Source organism: Bacteroides sp. 1_1_14 (genome assembly GCF_000162515.1).
Lineage (GTDB): Bacteria > Bacteroidota > Bacteroidia > Bacteroidales > Bacteroidaceae > Bacteroides > Bacteroides thetaiotaomicron.
In genome coordinates, this window is sequence record NZ_GG774709.1 from 171,661 (window position 1) to 198,559 (window position 26,899).

Below are 26,899 nucleotides of genomic sequence, written 5' to 3' on the forward strand. Positions count from 1 at the left end.
CACAAGATTTGATGATACCCAGATCGGTGAAGGATTACAAGGAACTGTTCTTCGGTGAGGTAATGAAAACGAATGAAAAAGACATACCTCATCCTTATCTGGAATATATGACAGACGATGTGAAAGACCAATGTTACTATGGAACCAGACCACAAGTCATTTCTAATGATTTCAGAGAATATGTTTGGGCATATTATACGTGGCAGGGAAACCCGGAAGTGGGAATTTCAAATGAACTTACGCCGGATGTTGCATGGACAGTCTATTATCATAAGATATTGATGACTAATATCATACTGGACCAGCTTTATACCATGAACGGGACGGATATGGAACGTCAGGATTTAGCAGGTGAAGCTTATTTCATGCGGGCTTTCTCGTATTTTATGCTTGCTAATTTGTATGGAAAGCCTTATCATCCTGCAACGGCAAATGAAGACTTATGTGTACCGCTCAATAAAGAAATCGGCTTATCAGATAAGATGATGAAGCGGGCCACGAATGCAGCTGTTTATGCCCAAATGGAAGAAGACATTAATAAGGCTATCCAGTGTTTTAAGGCTATAGGAGGTGAGAAAACTATTTTCCGTCCTAACTTGCCGAGTGCTTATCTATTGGCATCACGTATTGCTCTTTTTCAGGAGAAATATGATGAGACCATTCTTTATTGTGACTCGGTCTTTAAGGTCGCGACTCAGCCACTTTACAAACTTCAGGAAAAAAAGGACCACTATTTCTTTTCTCTTGCTAACAAAGAAATCTTGTTATCCTACGGACTTACATCACTTGAGACGCATATGAAAGAAGATTTCAGGTATACGGGGAACTTGGTGGTTTCTGATGATTTACTAGCGCTATATTCGGAAGATGATTTGCGTCTTACGAATTATTTCAAGAATACAATCGGCAACCAGACCAGACCTACTAACAAACAGTATAGTGTCTATACACCTATTAAGTGGACTAAAAATTCTGCTACAGTCTATGCCAACGCCTTGCGTATTTCGGAAGCTTATCTGAATCGTGCTGAGGCTTTTGCTGAACTTGGCAATACGAACAAGGCTCTTGCTGACTTAAATGAGCTCCGTGAAAATCGTATGAAACCGGGAACTCCGCCGTTAGCTGTTGATGAAGACGGAATTGTAGCAACCGTACGTAAGGAACGCCGTAGAGAACTGGCGTTTGAAGGATTCCGCTGGTTTGATTTGCGCAGATATGGCTGCCCTCCTCTTACGCATACTTACAGTTCAAAGGAGAACGAGGGAGCAGGGGATGTCTTCGAACTGAAAGAGAAAGGCTCATACGTGTTGCCGATTCCTAAGAGCGAAAGAGAGAGAAATACGGAAATAGAAATATTCGACCGTCCGAATAGTGAACCTGTTAATAATTGATCGATTATGAAGAAACTTATATTATTAATTTGTATGTTGGCAGGTATGTCTTCTTGTTATCATGAAGATGCGTTAATCGTTCCTGAGCAACCGGATAAATATAACATTTTGACAGATGACCCGTCAGATCCGACACAGCATTTTATATACCAGTTTTATCAGAAATATCAGACTGTGATTATAACTAATCCGACTGAGGCTGATTATAAATTCAACTTTACAGCGAATAACGGAATTAAAATAACTGCTCCCGAACAAAAGCAGGAGATTATTGATGAAGGGATTGAGTTTTTGCAAAAGGTATTATTGAATTTGTACTCGGATAGTTTTTTAAAGAAGAATTTACCTTTTTCTATATTGTTATCTGAAGAGGTCCGGATGGCCTCTTATGGTGAGACAACCATCATGAATTGCTATGCTAGTAGCAGCTTTATAGCCTTAGGTAATGTATCATCTTCTCTGAAAACAATGACCGATGAGGAGTTTGTGAAAATCAGAGCAGATGTGAATGCCAGCTTTTGGGCAAAGTATATGTCGGAAGTCAGAGGATTGTTTACTATTTCAGATGCTTTTTATGAAGCTAGTGAAGAAGTTGAACCGAAATTGTACGACCCGAACTGGTATCGTTTTAAAGGAACGGACCCTAATGAAATCGATTTTTATAAGTATGGGGTGATTACTTATTCTGAGAACTCCTATATTGATGAAGATTGGCCGGATTTTAATTCCATTTATGCTCCTTTAAAGAGTGAAGACCTTGCGCAATGGATGAATTTCGTCTTTGAGAAAACTCCTGCCGAGATTCAGGAAATCTGCGATAAATATCCGGTAATGAAGAAGAAGTATGATGTGATTCGGGAAGCTATGCTTGAAAACGGATTCGATCTGTCCAAACTGGAACTATAGAACTTAAAAACAACATGATATGAACAAAATTTTCACCTTATTACTTGTAGGAGCATTAACTGCCGGAGCGGTAACTGCTAATGCCGAAAGTCAGATTTTTAAAAAGAAAAAGAAGAAAGCAAAAGCGGAAACAGAGCAGCCGGCGGCAAAAGATTCCACAAAGAGTAGTATGACCGAATACAAAAAACTACTGAAAGGAGCCAAGACGATTGATGGCATGTTTAAGGTACACATCGTTAAGGATAAGTATTATTTCGAAATACCTAAAGACTTGATGGGACGCGATTTTATGATTGCGTCCAGAGTATCGAGTACCAGTAACAATAAAGATATAGCTGCCGGACAAATGCCACGCAATCCGGTACTGGTAACTTTCTCGGCAGATAAAAAGAAAATCTACATGCACAAAAAGATGGTGCGCAATTTGTGTGACACCACTTCCAATATGTATGCTGCTTTTCAGCGCAACTTCTCAGACCCTATTTGGGAAGCATATAAGATAGAAAGTCTTTCACCGGACTCTTCAGCATATGTCATCGATATGAGTTCGCTTTTCATAACGGATGTACCCGAATTCAGCCCGTTTCGTTCGGAAAATATAATGGATGTATTGATGAAGAGAAAAGCACTGAAGGGAAGTCTTGCTTCTTCCAAATCGACTATTCTGGGAATGAAGTGTTTTCCGCTGAATATAAACATCAAGACGCTGATGAGTTATACTGTTGACGGAGGACCGTTCACTGTAACCATGACGCGTAATATTATTTTGCTGCCGGAGGAAATTATGCGTCCTCGTTATGGAGACTCGCGTATCGGTTATTTTGATGAAAGCAAGCGGTTTTATACTGAAAAGAAAGATGGTTTGCAAGAACTTACTTACATCAACCGATGGGATTTGCAACCAAAACCAGAAGACTTGGAACGTTATAAGCAAGGTGAGTTGGTGGAACCTCAGAAGCCGATTGTATATTACGTTGATACTGCTATCCCCGACAAGTGGAGAGATTACATAAAGAAAGGAATAGAAGACTGGCAGGTTGCGTTTGAGGAAATTGGATTTAAGAATGCGATTGTAGCGAAAGACTATCCGAAGGATGATCCGAACTTTGATCCGGATGATATTCGTTATAGCTGCTACCGAATGATTACCACTCCGATACAAAATTCAATGGGACCTTCCTGTGCCGATCCTCGTTCGGGTGAAATCATTCAGGGTGACGTCTTGTTTTATTCAAATATCATTAAGTTGTTGCATAACTGGCGGTTTGTTCAGACTGCTACTGTTGACCCCAAAGTGCGCAAGGCTGTGTTTGATGACGAGACGATGGGAAGCTCGTTACGTTATGTAGCAGCGCATGAGATCGGACATACCCTGGGACTGATGCATAACTTTGGTGCATCTTATTCGTATCCGGTAGACTCGCTCCGTTCGGCCACTTTCACTCAGAAGTATGGTACAACTCCGTCCATCATGGACTATACGCGCTATAATTATGTAGCTCAGCCGGAAGACAAAGGAGTTGCTCTGACTCCTCCGCTTTTGGGTGTATATGATAAGTTTGCCATCAAATGGGGATATAAACCTATATTTGATGCGGCATCTCCTGAAGATGAGAAAGCTACTTTGAACAAGTGGATCAAAGAGAAAGAGAATGATCCGATGTACAAATACGGTCCGCAGCCTTTTATTAATGAGGTCGATCCTTCTTGTAAATCTGAGGATTTGGGTGATAATGCCGTGAAGGCAGGAAGATATGGCTTAAAGAATCTGAAACTTATCATGAAAAACCTGCCGGAATGGACCTATGAAGATGATCATCAATATGAACGCTTGACGGAATCATATCAGGAAGTGATTATGCAGATGCAACGCTACTTACTGCATGCCATGGTGTCCATCGGTGGAATTTATTTTGATGAGCCGAGACGGGACAGCGAAAAGCCTGTTATCCGTTTTGTGCCGAAAGCTGAACAGAAGGAGGCATTGAAGTTTATTATGGAAACTATGATGGAACTACCCGAATGGGTACTTGACAAGAAGGTGATTGAGTATACCGGTCCGACTTATTCGCCAAGTACTTTGCAGTCAATCATTATGAATCGTTTGTTCTTCACATACATTACATCCAGTCTTGTTTTGTATGAGGAGTTATATCCCCAACAGGCTTATACTTTTGCTGAGTATATGGATGATATTTATGATTTTGTGTGGAAGAAAACTATATCCGGTGCCCGGTTGAATATGTACGACCGTAACCTGCAAATTACTTATGTGGAAAAGTTGTTGAAAGAAGGAGGAATGCTGAAACAAAAATCTTCTCCATTCTCATTTAAAGACTTGAATGAAGTTGAGAAACAACTGCTTACGGATAATGTCGATTGGACGAAAGCCGGCTTTGAACTCAACCCGCTCGGAAGTGTGGATATGGTTAAGAATCCGGCTATTTATCAGAAGGTAATGGATAGCTATAGTTTGCTGCGAAGCAAAGTAAATACGGGTGATGCTACTACCCGGGCACATTATCAAAGTCTTGTCTTTAAAATAAAGCAAGCGTTAACGGAACAATAACTATCTCTCTTAGATACTTGGGGGCACCTCGTCGCAGTGATTGTGGCGGGGTGCTAATTTTATCCGGTCAATGGCTTTTTATTGCATCGCCAACTATCGCATTGCCAACGCCTTATTCTCCGCCTCTTCCATGATTTCCCTTTCCCCGAGACCTTTGTCATTGATACCGCAGAGATGAAGAATACCATGAATAATAACCCGGTGTAGTTCATCATCATAAGCTGCCCCGAATTGCTCGGCATTGGTGCGTATCGTATCCAGGCTGATGAACAGGTCGCCCGACAGACGATCACCCTGGCAATAATCGAAAGTAATGATATCCGTGTAATAATCGTGTTGCAGATATTGTCGGTTTACCTCCAGAATCTTTTCATCGGAGCAGAAGATATAAGCGATTTCACCGAGTCTTTTTCCATAAGAGGCAGCTACATTCTTTATCCATTCTGTTGTTTCCCGTTTTTTGATATCAGGCATCTTGATGCCTTCGGTTTGATAAGTTACAGCCATAATTGAGTCTATGATTTAAAAGAAAAATAAATAACTGATTAAGATGGCGGCTATAATACCGGAGAAGTCTGCAATCAAGCCGCAGGTGACTGCATTCCGGGTTTTACTGATTCCGACGCTGCCGAAGTAAACGGCAAGGATATAGAAAGTGGTGTCCGAAGCTCCACGTACTACGCAACTCATTCGGCCTACAAACGAATCCGGTCCCATCTCTTTCATCGTGTCAATCATCAGCCCATTGGCACCGCTACCGCTGAGAGACTTCATCAGCGCTGTCGGCAATGCTCCCACAAAACTGGTATCCACTCCGCACAGACCGACTACATAACCAATGCCTCCCACAAGGAAATCCATCGCTCCCGAAGTACGGAATACGGCAATGCCTACAAGGAAGGCAACCAGATACGGAATGATTCGTACGGCTGTCGTGAAGCCTTCTTTGGCACCTTCTACAAAAGAATCATATACGTTAATCTTCTTCCGGACGCCTGTCAGAATAAACAGAATGATCACCCCGAACAGAAGAATATTTGCTATCAGCGTAGAGTAAGTACCCATTTCCTCACGCGAAATATTCAGAAACAGATAAATCAATCCGGAGAAGAAAAGGCAGATAACGCCCATCAATATCAGGATAGGCTTATTGATCAGATTGATCTTCTGGGCGATACTGACGGCTATGACGCCGACCAGAGTCGAGATAAAAGTACTCAGCAGGATAGGGATAAACACATCCGTAGGTTGGGCAGCCCCCATCTGCGCACGGTATACCATGATACTGATCGGGATAATGATGAGCCCGGAGGTGTTGATTACTAGAAACATGATCATCGGATTGGAAGCCGTATCTTTCTTCGGGTTCAGTTCCTGCAGTTCTTTCATTGCTTTGAGCCCCAATGGGGTGGCAGCATTGTCGAGTCCGAGCATGTTGGCGGACATATTCATAAAGATGGAACCCAATACCGGATGCCCTTTGGGAATGTCCGGAAACAGGCGGCAGAGTACCGGACTCAGAAAACGGGCGAGTGCATTGATCAGTCCGCTGTTCTCTCCGATTTTCATGATACCGAGCCAGAGGGCCAGTACTCCGGTCAGTCCCAGAGATATCTCGAAAGCGGTTTTCGAAGAGTCGAAAGTTGAGTTCATGATAGCTGTAAATATCTCCGTATCACCCAGAAAAATTACTTTTATCAGGGCGATAATGAAGGCGATAACGAAGAATGCTATCCAGATATAATTTAGAACCATAGTCGATTGCGTGTATATAGATGATGCAAAAGTAGTTATTACGTTTTAAATAAACTAATTGTTTTCGGGCAAAAGAGTAGAAGACCGAAACCGGTCTTGTGTACTTTTTCACTCTATTCTTCAATAGAATGATGCGTTATTTTAAAAAAAAGGGGTAAATACGGCACTTTTTAGGGATAATAGGCTTTTATGGTCATTAAATAACAGGGGGAAGCGGAAAGTAGCTAATTGTTATTGTGTTTATACACAGCCAAATGTAGGTTGCTATATTCTCAGAGTATTCTCACCGCAATGAGAAAAAATTCTCACCGTAGTGAGAAAAAATACTCATGCCTATGAGAATATTTTCTCATCGAAGTGAGAATATTTTCTCATCACGGTGAGAATACTTTGGGAATTGAATCTATCAGAAAGTTATGCTTATGATCAGGGGATGAAGTTACTTAAAGAAGGCTGAATGGCATCTTGTCATTGTATCAATTTTGAGATTTATTCTTCATTATTCCTCTTGGAAAAGAGAAATGGATAGTGGGCGGAGGTTTTTATTATTCTTTCTTATATCGAAAATGAATGGATTTCTCTATCTTTGTCTCCTACATTTCAAGAAGAAAATGGAACAAGAAGATTTTAACATACGCGAACATCAGCTGACTTCACGGGAGCGGGATTTTGAAAATGCGCTCCGTCCGTTAAGCTTTGAAGACTTTAGCGGGCAGGATAAGGTGGTGGAAAACCTTCGCATCTTTGTGAAGGCGGCACGTCTGCGTGGCGAAGCACTCGACCACGTTCTGCTGCACGGGCCTCCCGGATTGGGTAAAACAACGCTTTCCAATATTATAGCTAACGAATTGGGAGTAGGCTTTAAAGTAACTTCCGGTCCGGTGCTCGACAAACCGGGCGATCTGGCAGGAGTTTTGACCAGCCTTGAACCGAACGATGTGCTCTTTATCGATGAAATTCACCGTTTATCACCGGTGGTAGAGGAATATCTCTATTCGGCCATGGAAGATTACCGGATAGATATCATGATTGATAAGGGACCTTCGGCACGTAGCATTCAGATTGACCTGAATCCGTTTACGCTGGTCGGTGCAACTACCCGTAGCGGATTGCTGACGGCTCCACTTCGTGCCCGTTTTGGTATTAATCTGCATTTAGAGTACTATGACGATGATATTCTGAGTAATATCATCCGACGTTCAGCATCCATACTGGACGTGCCTTGTTCGGTGCGGGCGGCATCGGAGATTGCATCCCGAAGTCGTGGTACGCCCCGTATTGCCAATGCTTTGCTTCGTCGCGTACGCGATTTTGCACAGGTGAAAGGTTCCGGCTCTATCGATACGGAAATAGCTCAGTTTGCACTGGAAGCGTTGAATATCGACAAGTATGGTTTGGATGAGATAGACAACAAGATACTTTGTACCATCATAGACAAGTTTAAAGGCGGTCCTGTCGGTCTGACAACCATTGCTACCGCTTTGGGCGAAGATGCGGGCACTATTGAGGAAGTGTATGAACCTTTCCTGATCAAAGAAGGTTTTATGAAACGGACTCCTCGTGGACGTGAAGTGACGGAGCTTGCCTATAAGCATTTGGGAAGGAGCCTCTATAGCAGTCAGAAAACCTTGTTTAATGACTGATAGTTTGATCTGACGGCTGTCGGTATGGAGAGTGTTGGCGACAATTAAAAGCAGGCTTTTTGAGGAATGTTTAAACAGATAACTGATTTTATTGAATGATTGGAGTATGAAGCAGTGGAGTATCTTACTTGTATTTCTCTCTTTGAGTCTGTCATTATCAGCTCAACAAGGTTATGAGAAGGACGTATTTGTCTCTTCCACAGGAGATTCTTTGCCTTACCGGATGATTCGTCCCGAGTCAATGAAGGCGGGGAAGAAATATCCGCTGGTCCTGTTCCTGCATGGAGCCGGTGAGCGTGGAAATGACAATGAAAGACAACTGACGCATGGCGGACAGATGTTTCTGAATCCTGTCAACAGAGAGAAATATCCGGCTTTCGTACTTGTTCCTCAATGTCCGGCAGGTAGCTACTGGGCTTATACGGAACGTCCGAAATCACTGTTTCCGGCAGATATGCCTGCAGGACAGGAGATGAGTTCTCTTACCCGGACTCTCAAACAATTGCTGGATACTTATCTGGCCATGCCCGAAGTCGATAAAAAACGGATATATATTGTCGGATTGTCGATGGGAGCGATGGGGACGTATGATTTGGTGGTCCGTTATCCGGAGATTTTTGCGGCTGCCGTTCCCATTTGCGGATCGGTGAATCCGGACCGTTTGCCGGTTGCCAAAGAAGTGAAGTTCCGTATATTTCATGGGGATGCCGATGATGTGGTAACAGTTGAAGGGTCGCGTGAAGCGTACAAAGCACTGAAAGCTGCTGGAGCAAAGGTGGAATATATCGAATTCCCCGGTTGCAATCATGGCAGCTGGAATCCTGCATTTAATTATCCGGGTTTCATGGAGTGGCTGTTCAAACAAAAGAAATAATATTATTCATTGATAATAAAGAGATCTAAATAAACATGGCAGAACTAAAGTCATTGGCAAAGGACACTGCGATTTATGGTGCCAGCAGTATTATTGGTAAGTTTCTGAACTATTTTCTGGTACCGATTTATACTTTTTCACTTCCTGCTGCTTCCGGAGGATATGGAGTGATCACCAAGATGTATGCTATTGTGGCGTTATTGCTCGTAGTGCTAACCTTCGGAATGGAAACCGGCTTTTTCCGTTTTGCCAATAAAGGAGATGACGACCCGAAGAAGGTATATTCTGTTTCGTTATTGATGGTAGGGGGCGTATCGCTCCTGTTTTTGCTGTTGTGTCTGGTCTTCCTCAATCCTATTGCAGGGCTGATGGGGTATAGTGAACATCCATGGTATCTGGGCATGATGCTGATTGTACTGGCTATGGATGCCATTCAGGCTATTCCGTTTGCTTATCTTCGTTATAAGAAACGTCCTATTAAGTTTGCCGGACTGAAACTCTTATTTATATTAGTCAGTATCTTGCTGAATATCCTTTATTTTGTTGTCATGAAAGGCGATGACGTAGGGGTAGCCTTTCTTATTAATCTGATCTGTTCTTTTGTTGTAATGCTCGGGCTGATACCTGAATTCCGTGAATTCCGCTATTGTCCCGACCGTTTGCTGATGAAGCGGATGTTATATTATTCATTCCCTATTTTGATATTAGGAGTGGCAGGCATTGTGAATCAGGTTGGAGACAAGATTATTTTTCCTTTTGTCTACCCCGATAAGGTGGAAGCGGATGTACAGTTGGGTATTTACAGTGCAGCTACTAAAATAGCCATGATAATGGCAATGATCACGCAGGCTTTCCGCTTCGCATACGAGCCTTTTGTCTTTGGCAAAAGTAAGGATAAGGATAATAAACGAATCTATGCGCAGGCAATGAAGTTCTTTATCATCTTTACGTTGCTGGCATTCCTGGCAGTCATGTTTTATCTGGACATTTTACGTTATATCATAGCAGAAGACTATTGGGAGGGACTCAGGGTAGTTCCCATCGTGATGATTGCAGAGATGTTTATGGGGATTTATTTTAATCTCTCGTTTTGGTATAAACTGACGGATGACACCAGATGGGGGGCATATTTCTCCATTATAGCCTGTCTGACTGTTGTTCTGATGAATATCTTCCTGATTCCTGTATATGGGTATGTAGCTTGCGCATGGGCGGGTTTTACCGGATATGCCATAGCTATGTTGCTTTCTTATTTTGTCGGTCAGAAGAAATATCCTATTGCTTATGATTTGCGTGGAATAGGTTGTTATGTAGGCTTAGCTATTATTCTGTATCTGATTGGTGAATGGATGCCGATTCATAATACAGTTTTGCTTCTTGCATTCCGCACAGTACTTCTGCTACTATTTATTGCTTATATTATCAAACGGGACCTGCCTTTGAGTCAGATTCCTGTTATTAACCGGATTATAAAAAAGAAATGACTATGAAGACAGATGAACGGAATAAGTTTGCGATCAAGTCGTTCCTGGGTGAATACCTGGACTTGAAAAAGGATAAAGACAATGAAATGGAAACCGTTGACTCTATCCGAAAAGGAGTAGAATTCAAAGGAGCCAATTTGTGGATTCTTATTTTTGCCATCTTTATGGCTTCACTGGGCTTGAATGTCAACTCTACGGCAGTGATTATCGGTGCCATGTTGATTTCACCGTTGATGGGTCCTATCATGGGTGTCGGACTTTCTGTCGGTTTGAATGATTTCGAGCTGATGAAACGTTCTTTGAAGAGCTTCCTCATCACGACTGCTTTCAGTGTGACGACGGCAACCATCTTTTTCCTTTTCACTCCTATTGCCGAAGCACAATCGGAGCTGTTGGCGCGTACTTCGCCTACGATTTATGACGTATTCATCGCACTTTTCGGTGGTTTGGCGGGAGTTGTCGCCCTATCTACCAAAGAGAAGGGAAATGTGATTCCGGGAGTTGCCATTGCTACGGCGTTGATGCCTCCGCTTTGTACGGCAGGTTACGGTCTGGCATCGGGCAATCTGGTCTATTTTCTGGGTGCTTTTTATCTTTACTTTATCAACTCTGTATTTATCAGTCTGGCTACCTTCATCGGTGTGCGGGTGATGCACTTCCAGCGTAAGGAATTTGTGGATAAGGCACGCGAGAAGATGGTGCGTAAATACATCATTCTGATTGTTGTGCTGACAATGTGTCCGGCTGTTTATCTGACGTTTGGCATCATTAAAAGTACTTTTTATGAGACGGCAGCCAATCGGTTTATCAATGAGCAGTTGAACTTTGAGAATACGCAGGTACTTGATAAGAAGATCAGTTATGAGCATAAAGACATCCGCGTGGTTCTGATCGGTCCCGAAGTTCCGGATGCTTCGATATCCATTGCCCGTAGCAAACTGAAAGAATACAAGCTGGAAGAAACAAAGCTGACTGTACTGCAAGGGATGAATAATGAAGCGGTAGATGTCTCTTCCATTCGTGCCATGGTAATGGAGGACTTTTATAAAAACAGCGAACAACGCCTGCAGGAACAGCAGAAAAAGATTACCCGACTGGAAGAAAACCTCGCTCAATATAAAGAGTACGATACGATGGGACGTACTTTAGTGCCCGAATTGAAGGTGCTTTATCCTTCTATCACTTCGCTTTCTATCGCTCACTCGCTGGAAACACGGGTAGACTCGATGAAAACGGATACAGTGACACTGGCTGTTTTGAAATTTGGCAAACATCCGTCAGTTGCCGAGAAGGAGAAAATCAGCGCATGGCTGAAAGCACGGGTGGGAGCGAAGAAGTTGAGGCTCATTACCGAATAATGACCCTCGGATTGATCATAGAATATATAAATCTAAAAATAATAGCATGAAACTCAGACTAACCGCAATGATTCTCCTCTCCCTTTGCCTGTCACAGGCATTTGCTGACGAGGGAATGTGGCTATTGGGGAACCTTCGCAAGAACAAACAGGCGGAACGGGTGATGAAGGAACTCGGTTTGCAGATGCCTGTAAATAAACTGTATAATCCGAAGAAACCGGCTTTGGCAAATGCCGTTGTCAGTTTCGGTGGATTCTGTTCGGGAGTGGTGGTTTCCGAAGATGGTCTGGTATTTACCAATCATCACTGTGGTTTCAGCAGTATCCAGCAGCATTCTTCCGTAGAACATGATTATCTGAAGGATGGTTTTGTAGCCCGCAACCTTGGTGAAGAACTGCCGAATCCCGAATTATATGTCCGTTTCCTTCTTCGTACGGAGGATGTGACCAAGCGTGTGCTCTCGGCTGCCAAACATGCTCATACGGAAAGTGAACGTCGCGTAGTTGTCGACTCTGTCATGAATGTAATCGGCATGGAGGTATCAGAGAAGGACTCTACGCTGACGGGAATTGTCGATGCGTATTACGCCGGAAACGAGTTCTGGCTTTCTGTCTACCGTGATTTTAATGATGTCCGGTTGGTTTTTGCTCCTCCTTCTTCAGTCGGCAAGTTCGGGTGGGACACGGACAACTGGATGTGGCCTCGCCATACAGGTGACTTCAGCGTTTTCCGTATTTATGCCAACAAACAGAACGGACCGGCGGATTATTCACCTGAGAACGTCCCTTATCATCCGGAATACGTAGCTCCTATTTCATTGGATGGATATAAAGAAGGCTCTTTCTGTATGACTCTCGGCTATCCGGGCAGTACGGAGCGCTATCTCTCTTCGTATGGGATCGAAGAAATGATGAACGGCATTAATCAGGCCATGATCGATGTGCGCGGGGTAAAACAGGCTATTTGGAAGCGGGAAATGGATCGCCATCCGTATATCCGTATCAAGTATGCTTCTAAATACGATGAAAGTTCCAACTACTGGAAAAATAGCATAGGAATGAATAAAGCCATCCGGCACCTGAAAGTGCTGGAAAAGAAGCGCGCAGCAGAAGCAGCCCTCCGGGACTGGATTCAGTCTCATCCGGAAGAAAGGGAGAAACTGATTCGTCTGTTCTCTTCTCTGGAACTGAATTATAATAATCGTAGGGAAACAAACCGTGCCCTTGCTTATTTCGGGGAGTCGTTCATTAATGGTCCCGAATTGGTTCAATTGGCACTCGAAATACTGAATTTCGATTTTGAGGCCGAAGAGAAGTTGGTCGTTACCCGCATGAAAAAGTTACTGGAGAAATACGATAACCTGAATCTGTCTATTGATAAGGAAGTATTTGCGGCCATGCTCAAAGAATACCGGTCCAAAGTGGATAAGAAATACCTTCCGGCGATGTATCTGCAAATAGACACCTTGTATAACGGAAATGTCCAGACTTATGTAGACTCTTTGTATGCTACCTCTCAAATCACTTCTCCGAAGGGTCTGAAGCGCTTCCTTGAACGTGACACGACCTATAATCTCATCGAGGACCCTGCCATTTCTTTAAGCCTCGACCTGATAGTGAAATACTATGAGATGAATCAGAGCGTCTCGGAGGCTTCCGAACAAATAGAGCAGGATGAACGCCTGTTCAATGCCGCTATGCGTCGTATGTATGCCGACCGTAACTTCTATCCTGATGCTAATTCCACCATGCGCCTTAGTTTTGGTACAGTCTGCGGATATTCTCCTTTTGACGGGGCTACCTTCAGTTATTATACGACAGTAAAAGGCATTTTCGAGAAAGTAAAGGAACACGCAGGCGATATTGACTTTGCTGTTCAACCGGATCTTCTGGCTTTACTCTCTTCCGGTGATTTCGGCAGATATGCCGATGAAAAGGGAGATATGAACGTTTGTTTTATCTCGAATAATGATATTACGGGAGGAAACTCCGGCAGTGCCATGTTCAATGCGAAAGGAGAATTGCTTGGTCTTGCTTTTGACGGTAATTGGGAAGCGATGAGCAGTGATATCGTATTTGAACCGGACTTGCAGCGTTGTATCGGAGTAGATGTCCGCTATATGCTTTTCATTATGGAAAAGTATGGAAAGGCTGCCAATCTTATTGAAGAACTGAAATTAACCCGCTGAAACATTGAATTAACTACTAACTAATCCTATTTTATGAGAAGAAAAATTATGTCTGGTGTAATGGCTACATTTCTGTTAATGCCATTCTCAGCTTTAGCTCAAACGACAGAACAGCCTGAGTGGTGCAACGAGTATGTCTCGGGAGTCAATAAGGAAGAAGCAGTTCAGATTGCTATTCCTTTTACCGATGAACAACAAGCAATGAATCTGACTATTGAAGAGTCACCTTATTACAAAACGCTGAATGGAATATGGAAATTTCACTGGGTGGCTGATCCGAAAGACCGACCACAGGATTTCTGTAAACCGGAATATGATGTAAGCCAATGGGATAATATTAAAGTCCCTGCAACTTGGCAGATAGAGGCCGTAAGACATAATAAAAACTGGGATAAGCCCTTATATTGCAATGTGATTTATCCTTTTTGTGAGTGGGATTGGAAAAAGATTCAGTGGCCTAATGTAATTCAACCTCGTCCGTCTAACTATACTTTTGCGACGATGCCTAATCCTGTCGGTAGTTATCGCAGGGAGTTTATATTGCCTGATTCATGGAAAGGACGTGACATCTTTATTCGTTTTAATGGGGTAGAAGCCGGTTTTTATATTTGGGTGAATGGTAAAAAGGTCGGCTATTCGGAGGACAGCTACCTGCCTGCCGAATTTAATCTGACTCCTTATCTGAAAGCTGGAAAGAATGTTCTTGCTGTCGAGGTGTATCGCTTTACAGATGGTAGCTTTCTGGAGTGTCAGGATTTCTGGCGTTTCAGCGGTATATTCAGAGATGTATTTCTGTGGTCGGCTCCTAAAACGCAAATCAGAGACTTCTTCTTCCGTACGGATTTAGACCAAGAGTATAAAAATGCATATGTTTCTTTGGATATAGATATTACAGGTAAAAAAAGTAATAACGAGATTCAGGTGAAGGTGACAGACCGGAATGGTAAAGAGATTGCTACCCAAAATGCACGTGCTGTAATGGGAACGAATAAACTTCAGTTTGAGGTTGTGAATCCTTTGAAATGGACGGCAGAAACGCCCAACCTTTATAATCTCACTATTCTTTTGAAGCAAAAAGGGAAAACTGTAGATGTTCGCAGTGTTAAGGTCGGTTTTCGTAAAATTGAGCTGACGCAGGACGGTAGGCTGTTGATTAATGGAAAATCAACCTTATTTAAGGGAGTTGACAGACACGACCATAGTTCGGAGAATGGCCGTACGGTATCTAAAGAAGAAATGGAAAAAGATGTGCAATTGATGAAGTCGTTGAATATTAATGCTGTACGTACTTCTCATTATCCTAATAATCCTTATTTCTATGATTTATGTGACAGATATGGTATATATGTTCTTTCCGAAGCCAATGTAGAATGTCATGGTCTTATGGCATTGTCCTCTGAACCTTCATGGGTGAAAGCATTTACGGAACGCAGTGAGAATATGGTGCGGCGCTATAAAAATCATGCTTCTATAGTCATGTGGTCGTTGGGCAATGAATCCGGTAATGGCATTAACTTTAAATCTGCTGCAGAGGCTGTTAAGAAACTCGATGATACCCGTCCTACTCACTATGAAGGTAATAGCTCTTATTGCGATGTAACCAGTTCTATGTACCCCGATGTGCAATGGCTGGAAAGCGTAGGGAAGGAGCGTTTACAGAAATTCCAGAATGGAGAAACGGTCAAACCTCATGTGGTTTGTGAATATGCTCATGCGATGGGTAATTCAATCGGGAATTTCAAAGAATATTGGGAAACTTATGAGCGCTATCCTGCACTTGTCGGTGGCTTTATCTGGGACTGGGTAGATCAAAGTATTAAGATGCCTGCTCCGGATGGTTCCGGTTATTATATGGCCTTCGGAGGAGATTTTGGAGATACACCGAATGACGGTAATTTTTGCACGAATGGCGTAATCTTTTCCGATCGTACATACTCTGCCAAGGCATACGAGGTGAAAAAATACATCAGCCTGTATGGGTTGAGGCTATGGGAAATGGGACGTATAAACTGACTAATAAGAGATTTCATGCAGGGTTGGATGACTTATATGGAAGGTATGAGATTGAAGAGGATGGAAAAGTTGTATTCTCGGCTAATCTGGAAGAATTGTCCTTGAACGCACAGGACAGTAAGGTCATTACTATAGCTGATAATCAGATCAATAAAATTCCGGGAGCCGAATACTTTATAAAGTTCCGCTTCTGTCAAAAGCAAGATACTGAATGGGAAAAGGCTGGATATGAGGTAGCATCAGAGCAATTCAAACTTTCTGATAGTGCGAAGCCTGTATTTAAAGCAGGAGAAGGTAGTATTGATCTGATAGAGACTGATGATGCATATCTGGTAAAAGGCTCGCAGTTTGAAGCGTCTTTTTCAAAGCAGCAGGGAACGATCTCTTCTTATACATTAAATGAATTGCCCATGATTAGTAAAGGGTTGGAATTGAATGCTTTCCGTGCTCCTACTGATAATGATAAGCAAGTGGATGGTGACTGGTATCAGAAAGGCTTGTATCAGATGACTCTTGAACCTGGACATTGGAATGTGCGGAAAGAAGATAATAAGGTAACTCTGCAGATAGAGAATCTATATCGGGGAAAAACGGGTTTTGATTATCGAACTAATATAGAATATACGGTGGCTGCCGATGGTTCTATTTTGGTTAATAGCACTATTATTCCTTCAACAAAAGGTGTAATTATTCCCCGTATTGGTTATCGTATGGAACTTCCGGAAGGCTTTGAACGCATGCGTTGGTATGGTCGCGGACCGTTGGAAAACTATGTTGACCGAAAAGATGCCACTTACGTAGGCGTGTATGATGAGTTAGTATCTGATCAATGGGTGAACTATGTCAGAGCACAGGAAATGGGTAATCGCGAGGATCTGCGTTGGATTTCAATAACCAATCCTGATGGAATAGGCTTTGTCTTTATTGCAGGTGATAAGATGTCTGCTTCTGCTTTGCATGCAACAGCGCAGGATATGGTTGACCCTGCCAATCATCGTAGGTTGCTTCATAAGTATGAAGTACCGATGCGTAAAGAAACTGTTCTTTGTCTGGATGCTAATCAGCGTCCGCTTGGTAATGCCAGTTGTGGTCCTGGCCCGATGCAAAAGTATGAACTTCGTTCCCAGCCTACTGTTTTCAGTTTTATCATACTACCTTTGGAGAGAAGTTATTCGACAGAAGAACTTATAAAGAAGGCACGCGTACAGATGCCCGTATGTATGCCTGTATTGATAGAAAGAGATAACAATGGTTATTTGAATTTAAAGACTAATACTCCCGGAGCTACTGTTCATTATAGTCTGAATGGCGGAGAAGAGAAGATATATACTGAACCTTTCGAATTTATTTCTGGTGGTCATGTGGAAGCATATGCCGTTTCAGAACAATTAGGAAAAAGTGCGGGAACTTCAGCTGAATTTCCGATATATGTGGATCGTTCACTGTGGAAAATTGTATCAGTTAGTAGTGAGAATGGGGGTGAAGAGGCCCGTAACGCAATCGATGGTGATCTGAATACTATCTGGCATAGTCGGTGGAATGATCCTGTGGCTAAACATCCCCACGAAATAGTAGTGGATATGTCTTCATCACTTGAGATTGATAAGTTTATTTATCAACCTCGTAACTCTGAGAACGGACGTATCAAGGACTATGAGCTCTATTTCAGTAAAGATGGAAAGAACTGGGAAAACAAGACTAAAGGTCGTTTTGAAAATTCATCTTCTGCACAGTTTGTAACATTGGAGAAACCAATTGTGGCACGTTACTTTAAATTGATTGCTTTATCTGAAATTTATGGTCGGGATTGGGCTTCGGCAGCAGAATTAAATGTCAATGCAGTCCGTAATTTATCGGGTGCATCTGAAGAGAGACAGAAGGTTGTATATGTGGATAGTGATGCTGATGGAAGTATGAAATTGGCTGCGGATGGTGATATTAATACATTCTGGCATACGGTACATAACCAGTTCTATCTGGCTCCTTATCCTCATGAGATACAGATTGCATTAGCTAAAGAAACTACAGTAAAAGGTCTTAAATATACACCTCGTCAGGATTCTTCGGAAGGTAGAATCGGTAAATATGAAGTGTATATCAGCCATGATGGCAAGGAGTGGGGAAAAGCTGTGGCTTCTGGTACATTTGCCGATTCAAAGGAAGTACAGACAGTTGAATTTAATCCATGTAAAGCACGTTATGTAAAACTTCAGGCTCTGTCTGCTGTCATTAAAGAGGCTAAGATGGCTGCTGTGGCAGAGTTAGAGGTTCTCTTGGCTGAATAGGAAAAGCGATAAAGAGTGTTATGAAAAAGAGAGACTGCCTCATTTTTTGATTGGAGGCAGTCTCTTTTTTATGGGAGATATCTTGATTTCTACAGTATAGGCTTATTCGAGAACAGCTGAAAACCCACCATTTCTAGCCATTTTGACAGAAAGCTTTTGATTCTTATTCATTGTTGCCGATTTCATACGGTAATCCATTGCCTGATATCCTGCATTTATTCCATCCTCAAACGAGGTTACACGGTAGGTCCTGCCATCTTTCAGGAAGTCGAGATTTATTTCAAATTCTCTTTCATTTTCCTTATCATTAGTCATCCCACCAATAAACCATTTCTCTCCTTTACGCTTCGCAACGATTACATATTCACCTACTTTGGCTTCCAGAACAACTGTTTCATCCCATGTTACAGGTACTTGGGTAATGAAACGAGTGCAATCTTCATTGCGGTAATATAAGGTCGGATTGTCTGCCAACATTTGTAAACCGCTTTCGAATATGACAAATAAAGCCATTTGGTATGCACGGGTACCGATACTTGCAGAGTTAGGACGTTCGGAACGATAGATATTCGGTTGCATACTGATCATAGCTCCAGGAGTGTAATCCATAGGGCCTACCGCATTTCTCATGAAAGGCAAGTAGATGCTATTCTCCGGCTTACAGCCTCCCATTTGTTCCATACCTCTGACCCCTTCATAGGATAATACATTGGGATACTTGTATTCCAGTCCGGCCGGCTTGAATGATCCATGGAAGTCAACAAATAAATGATGTCTGGCTGCTTCTTGGGCTACTCGTTCGTAGTAGTTAACCATCCATTGATCGCTGCGGTCCATGAAGTCTATTTTTACTCCCTTTATTCCCCATTCATTGAATGTTTTGAAAAGGTCAAAATTCTTTTCTACTGTTAACCAAGTCAGCCAAAGGACAATACCCACATTCTTTTCTTTTCCATAACGAATCAGCTCATGAAGGTCTACGTCCGGATTAGGAGTGTAAGGATCGCGTGTACTCTTGGCCCATCCTTCATCCATAATAATGTAAGGGATTCCGAACTTGGATGCGAAATCAATGAAGTATTTGTATGTTTCCAAATTACAACCAGCTTTAAAGGTTACATCTTGCCCATACGGGGTTGCTCCGTTCCACCATTCCCAACTTACTTGCCCTGGTTTTATCCATGACACATCTTCTAACTGATTCTTATCAGCCAGTTTATAGGTCATAGTGTTCTCAACTAATTGCTTGTCTTCCTTGGTAATGACAAAGTAGCGCCATGGAAAGTTCCTTTTTCCACTTGTTTTAGCGATATATTCCGCTTCTTTTTCGATTTTGAGGCTGCGGTCTCCGTCTTCACCAAATGCAAGGGGGACTTTTGGAAAAATGGAGGATATGCCATTGGTCCCGTTTCCTTTCAGAAACATGCAAGGATAGTCCGACAGATCAGATTCACTGATTAGTATCTTATATGATTTACGTGTATCAATGAGAACTGGAAGTACGGACATTTTATCCGATGGTTTCCATGAGTGACTGGAAATGTGTGTGTACGGCTCTTCATAAGCTGTTTTGAACCCTCCCGGCTGTTGGAGATGTAATAAATAGTCTGTCGGGAACTGCAATGAAAGGTCTTCTCCCAATACTTCGATTTCTCCTTTTTGGCGGGTGATAAAACGATAGGCTATTCCATCGTTAAAAGCACGGAATTCTACTGAGTAGTTTCCTTTAAAATTGAGTAGAAGTTGGTTATATTCGTTATTGATCGTTGAAAATTTCAGTGGAACGACAGGGGTTAAGGTTTCTTTTATTTTGTTCTGTTTTTGTCCGGACAGTTTGGGATGTTCGCCCAATATTTTATCTTTTAGTTTAAGTTGGAGATAATTGTCTTTCAACAGAACTTCATCATTACAGGCTACGTCATAGTAGATTTTGTCGGTGAGGCGGACGGATACTTTTATTTCTCCGTTCGGGGAACTTAACTCTACACTCTTTTGTGCTTGTGCATGTAGCACTAATCCACAAATAAATAGGAATAATAAGAGTAACTTTCTCATTGTTTTAGATCATCAATATGTTATATTTATAATATGAGTTATTTCTTTATGAATTAAATTTGCCAAATATAAGTATTTTTAATCTAAGTAAGGCTGTTTATGAATGAAAAGTGACACTTATAGCGAAGTTACTAACTAAGCTAAGTGTCACTTTTTATTTGGCAATAATTATTCTTTTCCCAATAAGGTTGAGCATATAGTTTAAATGCTCCTTGGTATAGAATCAGACCATTGACTTGATATATTTCATTGAGTAGGGATATAATATTGTATTTTTACCATTGAATAGCTTGGTCCTGGTCTGGTATTAGAGTATTAATCTTTCGTTCCATGAGCAATGAACCGCTAGCTCTGTACGAAGTAGGAACATTGGATGAGGTTACGTCATCATAACTATATTCCATTCTTAATACGTGATAACGATGCAATAGATAAGGCTGATTTGTATCCATTTCATCCCAAATCTCATAGGTAGGATTACCTATTATTTGGAAATTTATTGCTGGGTTGGTAGCTGTTATTGTCAGATTACCTGTTTTTTTTGTTTCAGTTTCTTCTATAGGTTTTTCGAACTTGACATTAATTTTGTAAGTTTCCCGGTCGATTGAGTTATCTTCCTTCGTTCCGACATAGAAAAATACTGTATTTTCATCAACGACGTGTGCTCTTCGATTATCAACTACTAATGGATCGTCATTAGAGCCAGCAAAATAAATATTCATTGCTGTTGCAGAATAATTGCCTGAGTAATCATTATATGGCAAAACATGGAGTAATGCTTTACGCCAGCCTTTCCGTTTATTGGTCACATATGAAGGATCTTCTTCAACGGTCAGAGGTAATACCCATTCTTTTGACAGGTTTAGTCCAGAAAACTTAAATTTGATAGGGAATAATTCCTTTCTTGTGCCTGCAGGCATATAGCAGGTAGGTGCTGTAAATTCATAGTTTTGCTCAGGTAATAATTCATACCATAAATCTTTTCTCAACTCATGGTAGTTGGCTAGATTTAGAGCAACCAGCGTGTCTGGATCCACAGCAATACGAACATTCAAGTCTCTATCTAATGGGGTTGATCCGCTGACTAGCACCGGGAGATCATATACAACTTCTCCGTTAGGTTTGTATCGTACATAGATATCAGACACCTCTTCACTGCCTATAGGTGCTTTCAAGGAGATCATATGTGAATAAAGTTCGTCTTTCCATTCGTCATTACATGCACTAAAGAAAGATAGTGCAGCAAACATTGTAACTATATAAATTATTCTTCTTTTCATTTTTATCTTCTTTTTATATTAATCGAAAGTTTCCCAGCCAGGAGCTTGTGTCATCCGTCTATTCCACTGTAGCTCTCTTTCCAGAATAGGCCAGAAGTACATTTTACGTGAGAAGTTGGCTTGTAGATTCTCGACTCTTACACGTTCATAGAATCTTTCTTTAGTAGCTTCTGTCATTAATACATTGCAACCGTAGATCTGCTCCGATTCCTCGATAGCTACATTTTTCCAGCGTCTTAAATCGTGGTAGCGCTGGTTCTCTCCCATAAACTCAACTTGTCGTTCATGCATTAATTTTTTGCGGAATAATGTTTGGTCGTTATATACTTCCTGTTCATAATCTGGCATTCCGGCACGAATACGAACTCTTGAGACTGCTTTACTCATTTCTTCCGTATTGCGTGAAACTACCATCGTTTCTCCTTGCCAGTTTGTTACCTCATAACTATTACCTGGAGTAAGTTCATTTAAAGCTTCTGCATACATCAAAAGAATATCGGCATAGCGAATTGCGATATCTACTTTATCATAGATCTTTCCATTATTTGTATTACAATCATTTGGATTGATGAATTTCATCATTCCAATTCCAGTTGGTATCCATTTATCAGATCCGTTTTTGCGTCCTTCTTTGTTGCCTCTGTAATACCATATTTGTTGGTTACGATATTCTGCATCTTTGGCACTGGCAAATGGCCAAAAAGCACCGCTAAATGCTACACTGGCATAAAAGCGCGGTTCTCGGTTGGCATATTCTTTCCATACATTCGGGCGAAGCTGCGGATATTTTCCTGCTTTGTATTCATCTTCGGTAACAAAACGTTTACTTGCGTCGCAAGTGTCCAAGAAATGTTGCAAATTAAAGGCGTCACCATTTGCCATATCGTAAGCATCACATTGTTTAGCGGTTAAACCATGACGATTCTCTCCTCCTGCAAAGGTTGGCATTTGATTTCTGACGAGATAATTCACTTGATCTGCTAAGGAGTTATTACCACGAGTAAAGATTAATTCTTCATTTTCATTTGCATATAAATCTCCGTTAAAAATCGAACGATATGATTCAAACGGATCGATATTTGCCCACCCATCAGGAAAGTTTTTGGTAGAATATTTTGCGTTGTATGGAGGCTTAACTGTAGCTGGATAAGTATTGTCTCCTTTATCTTGATAGTCTGCGATATGTAACTCATAACGACCTAAATCAATTACATCTTTTGCTGCTGCAGCGGCTCTTGCCCATTTACTTTCATCATATGTTTGTGACATTAATATACGGCCTTGGTCATCAACAAAGTCTGTAAACTTATCGGGATCATTTGGTAATGGATTATTGAGTGGACTAGCGGAGTATAATAAAACTTTTGCACGTACAGCTAGTGCTGCGCCCTTTGTTGCCCGCGCAATATTTTGTCTGTCTCGTCTGTCAGGCAGATCGTTAGCTGCAAGTATCATCTCTTTATCAATATAGTCTACTACTTCATCATATGTAGCTCTTGGACAGGACATGCCTATATATGTTTCATCAATACTGATTGTTTCATCAGGAATTAAGGGTACTGGACCATATCTTCTAAGTAGTAACCAATAGAAGTAAGCTCTTAAGAAACGGGCTTGTGCCTTTTTGTCTAAGATCTCTTCTTTTGTCAATTCTTCGTTAATATCTACATTATTGATCATGATGGAAGCTTGGCGTACACCTTCATAACAACGGATATAAGAGTCATTTACCCAACCGTTATCATATTGTCCAAATTTAAGAGCGTTGTAATTTACAGCACCATCGCTTTCATTAAAAATAATATCGTCCGAATAATTGGAGAGTGTAAATTTGATAAGTCCGTATTCTATATTCGAACCATTTAAAAGCCCATAGCATTTAGCTAACCATTCTTCAGTAAATTGTTTACTTTTGAAGATTTTTTCTTCACTTTGTCGGTCGTTGAAGAAACGTTCTACACTTAGATAGTCTGAACAGGAAGATAAACTAACTCCTAGTCCAATACTGAACGCAATGGCTAATAATATATGTTTCTTTTTCATGTCTTTGATATTAGATATTGATAGTTAATCCTAAAGTATATGATTTAGACAGTGGATATTTTTGTCCATTACTGCTACCTAATTCAGGATCCCAAAGTTTGAAACTGGAGAAGGTAACTAAATTGGTGCCCATAAAATAAATACGGATGTTATTTAAATGCATTTTATTAACAAGACTTTTTGGTATTGTATATCCTATCTCTAAATTTTTCAAACGTAGGTAAGAACCATTACGCAACCAATAAGTGGAGGCGCGATAGTTATTGCTGTTTCCTCCATAGCTCAAACGAGGATATTTAGCATTTGGATCTTCATTTTCACCTAATATCCAACGGTTTGATTTTACTACATCAGTTAGAATGTTTCCCCAGTCTCCATTTTCAAATGGATATACAGTGGGACCATCAATGCAAAAAGTAGACTTTCCAGATCCTTGGAATAAAACATTAATGTCAATACCTTTCCATTGTCCGGAGAGACCGAAGCCATAAACTAAGTTTGGACGTGTTGTAGCTCCAATAGGAACTATATCATTATCATTTACATAACCATCACCGTTTACGTCTGCGTATTTGATATCACCTGGCATTACATCTCCCCAAGATTGTTTGGGGCTATTGCGTATATCATCATAATCTTTAAATAGTCCCAATGCGATAAGTCCACGGGTTTGATCAACTCGGAAACCTCTCTGGCTTTTGTATGGGTAGTTGCTATATTCTTCGTCATATTCCAAAATTTCGCTTTTGCTATAGGTGAAGTTGCCACGTAAAGTGAGGTTCACATCTCCGATACGTTGTTTGAATCCGAAATTTCCATCAAATCCTTTGGATAAAACAGAGCCAATATTGGTAGATATTCTCATAGCTCCGTTCAGACCAACAGAAATGGGAATGAAATTACGTTGTTGGTAAATACCGTCACGTTGTTCGTGGAAATAGTCAATTGTCCCAGTGAACTTATCGTCCCATAAAGAGAAGTCGATACCAATATCATGTTTAGTTGCTATTTCCCATGTTACGGCTGTAGTAGCGTAATGTGTGTAGCTTAAACCTGTAAATTCATATTTTTGTCCGATGTCCGCATAATTAAATCCCCCACTGGCACCGAAGGTAGATAAATAGGGGAAACGCTGGTCATTGTCTCCTACGACGTCATTGCCGACTTTGCCATATGAATAACGGAGTTTGAACATATTCATCCATTTCAAATGTTTTTTGATGATAGGTTCTTCTGCAATATTCCATGCTGCAGAATAAGCTGGGAAAAAGCCATACTGATGTCCCGGTGCAAAGTTTTCGGAACCGTTATACCCAAAGTTGAAATCGAAGAAATAACGGTATTTCCATCCATAGGTGAAGCGTCCAGCAAGTCCTTGATGGCGTTTATCAATACCTTGCATAATATCATTTCCATTCTGAGAGGTATCTATCGTTTTGTCTTGAGAATATTTAAATACTGCTCCAACAATGTGGTCTCCAAAGGTACGGTCATAATGCAGTTCGGCTTCTAGATATTCCTTACGATTTCCGTTAGAAGATGATTCTTGTGTCATTAGTTGTTCGTCTTTGATTTTTTTCATGACTAAACTTCCGTCAGAAGCACGATTTTGTTCTGCTCTCCACATTTCAGGGAATTTTTTACGGTTTATCCACTGATAGTTGTTTGTGTCAAATCCGTAACGGCCAATAAATTTTAATCCTTTTGTAATAAAGTTGAGGCTTTGTTCTAAAGTAGCATTGGCTTGCAACTTATTGTTCCATGTTTCTTGATAATCGGTTTGTGTAGCGGCTACCCACGGATTGAGTTGATCATTCTCCGAACCGTAGGCAGGAACGTATCCGTTGGAATACATCACAGGAACTGAGATAGGATTGTTGCGCATGGCTGATGCCCAAATGTTTCCTGCCATTCCTGGTTCGTTTTTTTTATCTAGTGAACCTGCGACTCCTACTTTCAATAAGGTGGACTTTGTGATATCCATATCTACGTTGAGACGGTAATTCCAACGTCTGTAATTTGCATTGGTGTTATAGTCTTTTAATCCTTCGTCCACTTTATACATACCTCCTTCGTCTACGTAACTAACAGATACATAATAACGGGCAAGCGAGCCACCACCGTTCAGATTTAAAGTTGCTCGATAAGTTGGTGCCCCTTTTTTTAAGAGTACATCCATCCAATCTACATTGGGGTATAAGTCTTTGTCCAATCCGTTGCGGAGTATGTATAGCTTTTCATCAGAGAAGAATGCTTCCTTATTACGAGTAGTACGTGCTTCATTCATTAAGTTGGCATAGGTATAGCCATCAACAAGTTCGGGGGTATATGTACGTGTGTTGTAAGTAGTTTCAACCTTTGCATCGATTTGAACCTTACCTGATTTACCACGTTTAGTAGTAATCAATACAACCCCATTTGCTCCACGTGAACCGTATATTGCTGTTGCAGAGGCATCTTTTAATACAGTAAATGATTCAATATCTTCAATATTGATCTCATTCATGTCTCTTTCGAATCCATCAATTAATACTAGTGCACCCGAACCTGCACCAAAAGTAGAAATTCCACGAATCCAAAATTCAGATATATTATTGCCTGGCTGTCCAGATGTTTGGCGTGCCATTATACCTGCTACATTACCAGCCAACGCATTTGTAATGCTTGAAGTGGAAGTTCTCAGTGTATTTACATCTACTGTAGTAGCCGCTCCAGTCATTGTAATTTTTTTCTGTGCGCCTGTTCCTGTGATAACAACCTCGTCGATAGCAGTTGCTTTTGCTTCTTGCATAATGACATTGATGCTCTTTTGTTCTTTAACAAGTATTTCTTGTTTATCAAATCCTATAAAAGTGAATACTAACCATTGATAAGGTTCAACCTTTATTTTAAACTTACCGTTTATATCTGTAATAGCACCTAGTCCGGGTATGTCTTTTACGGAAACGTTTACTCCGACAAGTGGCTCTTTATTCTGATCCAGAACAATGCCGCTGATTTCTATTTTTTCTTGTTGTTGTTTTTCTGTATGTGCGTATGTGTTAAGCACACAGCT

Annotated in this window: 14 protein-coding genes and 1 pseudogene; 9 read left to right on the forward strand and 6 right to left on the reverse strand. The window is 41.2% G+C overall.

The features are described from left to right. The first annotated feature begins 11 nt into the window (after positions 1-11). From HMPREF9007_RS05975 to HMPREF9007_RS05965, 3 genes are read left to right on the forward strand one after another with little or no spacing between them, the layout of a single operon-like run. Positions 12-1,391, forward strand: coding sequence for a RagB/SusD family nutrient uptake outer membrane protein (locus tag HMPREF9007_RS05975; RefSeq protein ID WP_225629661.1), 1,380 nt, complete (start codon positions 12-14; stop codon positions 1,389-1,391). Positions 1,392-1,397: 6 nt separating this feature from the next. Continuing rightward, positions 1,398-2,297 (forward strand): hypothetical protein, encoded by a 900-nt coding sequence (locus HMPREF9007_RS05970; RefSeq protein ID WP_008762888.1) that lies wholly within the window; start codon positions 1,398-1,400, stop codon positions 2,295-2,297. Positions 2,298-2,316: 19 nt separating this feature from the next. Further along, entirely contained in the window at positions 2,317-4,866 is a 2,550-nt protein-coding gene (locus tag HMPREF9007_RS05965; protein WP_008762889.1) for a zinc-dependent metalloprotease, read from the forward strand. A gap of 93 nt (positions 4,867-4,959) precedes the next feature. Here the strand turns inward: HMPREF9007_RS05965 and ybeY are convergent, their stop codons facing one another. Continuing rightward, the gene (gene ybeY / locus HMPREF9007_RS05960; RefSeq protein ID WP_008762890.1) at positions 4,960-5,373 is read right to left on the reverse strand and encodes an rRNA maturation RNase YbeY; all 414 of its coding nucleotides are present in this window, start codon (positions 5,371-5,373) and stop codon (positions 4,960-4,962) included. A gap of 15 nt (positions 5,374-5,388) precedes the next feature. Beyond that, a complete protein-coding gene (locus HMPREF9007_RS05955; RefSeq protein WP_008762891.1) occupies positions 5,389-6,621 on the reverse strand; it encodes a nucleoside recognition domain-containing protein in 1,233 nt (410 codons plus the stop codon). A gap of 611 nt (positions 6,622-7,232) precedes the next feature. Between HMPREF9007_RS05955 and ruvB the strand changes: the two genes are divergently transcribed. From ruvB to HMPREF9007_RS05925, 6 genes and pseudogenes are all read left to right on the forward strand, one after another. Further along, positions 7,233-8,264, forward strand: coding sequence for a Holliday junction branch migration DNA helicase RuvB (ruvB, locus tag HMPREF9007_RS05950; RefSeq protein ID WP_008762892.1), 1,032 nt, complete (start codon positions 7,233-7,235; stop codon positions 8,262-8,264). A 106-nt stretch (positions 8,265-8,370) separates the two neighbouring features. Beyond that, positions 8,371-9,138, forward strand: coding sequence for a dienelactone hydrolase family protein (locus tag HMPREF9007_RS05945; RefSeq protein WP_022471720.1), 768 nt, complete (start codon positions 8,371-8,373; stop codon positions 9,136-9,138). 35 nt (positions 9,139-9,173) lie between these two features. Further along, positions 9,174-10,622 (forward strand): polysaccharide biosynthesis C-terminal domain-containing protein, encoded by a 1,449-nt coding sequence (locus HMPREF9007_RS05940; protein WP_008762894.1) that lies wholly within the window; start codon positions 9,174-9,176, stop codon positions 10,620-10,622. A 2-nt stretch (positions 10,623-10,624) separates the two neighbouring features. Then, entirely contained in the window at positions 10,625-11,980 is a 1,356-nt protein-coding gene (locus tag HMPREF9007_RS05935; protein WP_008762895.1) for a TIGR00341 family protein, read from the forward strand. A gap of 46 nt (positions 11,981-12,026) precedes the next feature. Further along, complete coding sequence (locus HMPREF9007_RS05930) at positions 12,027-14,168, forward strand: S46 family peptidase (RefSeq protein ID WP_008762896.1); 2,142 nt, start codon at positions 12,027-12,029, stop codon at positions 14,166-14,168. Between the two features lie 48 nt (positions 14,169-14,216). Continuing rightward, positions 14,217-18,466, forward strand: a pseudogene (locus HMPREF9007_RS05925) (glycoside hydrolase family 2 TIM barrel-domain containing protein). Between the two features lie 102 nt (positions 18,467-18,568). Here HMPREF9007_RS05925 and HMPREF9007_RS05920 read toward each other — a convergent pair. The 4 genes from HMPREF9007_RS05920 to HMPREF9007_RS05905 form a co-directional block, all read right to left on the reverse strand. Further along, a complete protein-coding gene (locus HMPREF9007_RS05920; protein ID WP_008762897.1) occupies positions 18,569-20,521 on the reverse strand; it encodes a glycoside hydrolase family 97 protein in 1,953 nt (650 codons plus the stop codon). A gap of 275 nt (positions 20,522-20,796) precedes the next feature. Then, positions 20,797-21,801 (reverse strand): DUF4973 domain-containing protein, encoded by a 1,005-nt coding sequence (locus tag HMPREF9007_RS05915; protein WP_008762898.1) that lies wholly within the window; start codon positions 21,799-21,801, stop codon positions 20,797-20,799. Positions 21,802-21,819: 18 nt separating this feature from the next. Continuing rightward, a complete protein-coding gene (locus HMPREF9007_RS05910; protein ID WP_008762899.1) occupies positions 21,820-23,844 on the reverse strand; it encodes a RagB/SusD family nutrient uptake outer membrane protein in 2,025 nt (674 codons plus the stop codon). A 10-nt stretch (positions 23,845-23,854) separates the two neighbouring features. Further along, positions 23,855-26,893, reverse strand: a complete 3,039-nt coding sequence (locus HMPREF9007_RS05905; protein WP_008762900.1) for a TonB-dependent receptor — start codon at positions 26,891-26,893, stop codon at positions 23,855-23,857. Positions 26,894-26,899: the final 6 nt, after the last annotated feature.

Coding starts and splice junctions, on each gene's coding strand:
- HMPREF9007_RS05975 (WP_225629661.1), top strand. CDS start 12: ATGATACCCAGATCGGTGAAGGATTACAAGGAACTGTTCTTCGGTGAG.
- HMPREF9007_RS05970 (WP_008762888.1), top strand. CDS start 1,398: ATGAAGAAACTTATATTATTAATTTGTATGTTGGCAGGTATGTCTTCT.
- HMPREF9007_RS05965 (WP_008762889.1), top strand. CDS start 2,317: ATGAACAAAATTTTCACCTTATTACTTGTAGGAGCATTAACTGCCGGA.
- ybeY (WP_008762890.1), bottom strand. CDS start 5,373: ATGGCTGTAACTTATCAAACCGAAGGCATCAAGATGCCTGATATCAAA.
- HMPREF9007_RS05955 (WP_008762891.1), bottom strand. CDS start 6,621: ATGGTTCTAAATTATATCTGGATAGCATTCTTCGTTATCGCCTTCATT.
- ruvB (WP_008762892.1), top strand. CDS start 7,233: ATGGAACAAGAAGATTTTAACATACGCGAACATCAGCTGACTTCACGG.
- HMPREF9007_RS05945 (WP_022471720.1), top strand. CDS start 8,371: ATGAAGCAGTGGAGTATCTTACTTGTATTTCTCTCTTTGAGTCTGTCA.
- HMPREF9007_RS05940 (WP_008762894.1), top strand. CDS start 9,174: ATGGCAGAACTAAAGTCATTGGCAAAGGACACTGCGATTTATGGTGCC.
- HMPREF9007_RS05935 (WP_008762895.1), top strand. CDS start 10,625: ATGAAGACAGATGAACGGAATAAGTTTGCGATCAAGTCGTTCCTGGGT.
- HMPREF9007_RS05930 (WP_008762896.1), top strand. CDS start 12,027: ATGAAACTCAGACTAACCGCAATGATTCTCCTCTCCCTTTGCCTGTCA.
- HMPREF9007_RS05920 (WP_008762897.1), bottom strand. CDS start 20,521: ATGAGAAAGTTACTCTTATTATTCCTATTTATTTGTGGATTAGTGCTA.
- HMPREF9007_RS05915 (WP_008762898.1), bottom strand. CDS start 21,801: ATGAAAAGAAGAATAATTTATATAGTTACAATGTTTGCTGCACTATCT.
- HMPREF9007_RS05910 (WP_008762899.1), bottom strand. CDS start 23,844: ATGAAAAAGAAACATATATTATTAGCCATTGCGTTCAGTATTGGACTA.